At 72.1% G+C, this 2,162-nt stretch carries 2 protein-coding genes; both read right to left on the bottom strand.

Translation table 11 applies throughout. From position 1 onward, the window contains the following. On the bottom strand, positions 1-1,252 hold a 1,252-nt coding region (locus AAGI91_17660; protein MEM1044440.1), incomplete at its 3' end, for a hypothetical protein. After that, positions 1,252-2,162 (bottom strand): hypothetical protein (locus tag AAGI91_17655; protein ID MEM1044439.1); only part of this gene is annotated, 911 nt, incomplete at its 5' end. The genes AAGI91_17655 and AAGI91_17660, both read right to left, overlap by 1 nt.

Here is a 2,162-nt window from a genome sequence, read left to right as displayed (position 1 = left end):
GGGTGACGAGCACACCGCGGACGGCGACGATGGGGTGCTCCCCCTCGCCGATCTCGAAGACCGGGAGGGTGTCGGTGAACCAGTGCTTGAAGCCCCGGTCGGTGCCGCGGCGGCCTACCCTGACGGTCCCCGCGGGGAGCGCGCCGCCGGCTGCGGCCTCGGCGGCGTGCAGCTTGTCGGAGAGGTAGCGGACCTGGACGGCCTGCCCGGCCGCCTCGACACGCGTCGCATCAGCGCCAGCCGCTTCTGGCCAGTCGACGGAGAAGGCCCGGTCCCCGGGTAGGAAGCCGTGGAAGGTGGTCTGGAGGCCCTCGGCGGCCTCGCGGGCCACCGGGTCGACGCCCTCGGGCACGGACCGCTCGGCGCGAATGCGAGAGTCATGGACGAAGTAGAGGGTCGCGTCGGCGGGGTCGTAGAGGAGGTGCGTCGCGCCGCGCGTGTCCTCCCACGTCTCACGTGAGACGACACGGCCACCGTCGACGGTCTTCGAGCTGAGGTAGATCGCTCGTCCGAGGTAGGCGAGGACCTCGGACACGTCACCCCGCTCCAGGCCCGTCCGGTCGAAGGCCGCCAGCGCGTCGGCGCCGTTGGCGAAGAGGGTGAGCTCGGTCGCTCGGAGTTCGGAGACCACGCGGTCGCGCCGCTGGCGGGCAGCGAGGACGGCCTCGGTCGCCTCGGCGACCCGTCCGCGGTACCGCCGGAGTTGGCGCTCAGTGGCACGTTCAGCGGCTCGCTTACTGAAACGCCCCTCTGCTGCCGCCTCACGCGTCGCCCGCTCGATCGATTCGAGATCGTCGGTGGCTTCGGCCAAGTATGCCTCGGCCTCCTCCAGAGCGCGCTCGGCGTCGAGTTCGATCTCGGAGCGGGGGGCGGGCACGTCGCCAGCGGGCACGTCGCCAGCGGTCGTGTCGTCCCCGGCCGTGTCGTCCCCGGCTGTGTCGTCCCCGGCTGTGTCGTCGGGCTTGCCGCCGGCGGGCTCCTCGTCGACTGGCGGCGCGTCGGTCACGCCGGACCCCTCGGCCTCCGCCTCGTCGAGCGACTCGCGGGCAGCTCGGACGTCGGCGGTCGAGCGCTCCTCGCTGTGGGCGTCGAGTTGCTCGGCCATCGCGCCGAGCCGGTCGAGGACGTCGTCGGCAATCCTACGGGCGAGCCGGTCGCCGCGGACGGCCTCGACAACGAGGGCCGCCAGCATGGCCACGGCCTCGGCGTAGCGCCGGGCGCGGTCAGGGGAGACGGGGGCGACGGCCGGCATCAGTTGGTCGAGACGAGGAGCAACTTGATCTCGGCGAGCGCGTCCTCGAAGCCGGCGAGCGGGTCGGCATCTCGGGGCTCCGCCGTCGCGTTGGCGGTGGCCTTCGGTGCGCGCTTCTTTGGCGCCTTCTTCGGCTTGGTCGCCTTCGGCTTCTTGGTCGTCTTCCGGTTCGCGCTGGTGGCCTTCTTCCGCTTGGCCGGGGGCTTCGTCTCCGTGTCGGAGGCGTTGGCGAACAGCTCGTCCGCTGCGACCTCCGAGAAGCCGTCCAGTGAGTCTTCAGCGACACCCTTCTTCCACGTCAGCCCCGTCGCTCCGACATAGGCGAGCGCGAGTGACCCGTCGGCCGATCGGGCGGCGACGACGGGCTGCCCGCTGGCGGTGCGGTAGGTGCCCTCGATCGTGTAGTCGGTGCGGCCCTGGGTCAGCGTGCCCGAGGCGACAGCGTCTCGGGCCTCCTGGAGTGCGCGGGTCGCACGCTCGCCGGCTCTGCCGGAGCGGGCGGACGTGGAGGCCCCCGACCGATTCCGTGCAGCAGAGCGGCGCTGAGAGCCTCCGCCAGAGGAGCCGCCAGTGGAGCCGCCAGAGGACCGCTTTCGGCTCCGATTCTTTGGGGACGAGCTTTTCGGGCTCTCTCGCGTGCCGCGCTCCTCCATGTCGGCGAACATGGCCGCGTACTGGGCACGCGAGTAGTCGCCGTTCACGAAGTACGTCATCCCGGCGCGCTCCGCCAGCGCGCGGACGCCCGCCTCGCCAGTCCCGAGTGGCCGGTCGTGCTCGTCGAAGACCTCGAACGCGTAGGGGTCGTGGCCGTGCTCAGCCGCGTGCCCGGCGACCTCGTCAGCCGTGAACGCAACCGGGTAGCCACCGCTGAAGTCGCGGAGGCGCGTCTTGACGGTGTGGACCTGGCCGC

The sequence above is a fragment of the Bacteroidota bacterium genome, assembly GCA_038746285.1.
GTDB lineage: Bacteria > Bacteroidota > Rhodothermia > Rhodothermales > JANQRZ01 > JANQRZ01.
Note: the sequence above shows the minus strand (reverse complement) of the source record. Positions and strands in the feature narration are given on the sequence as shown.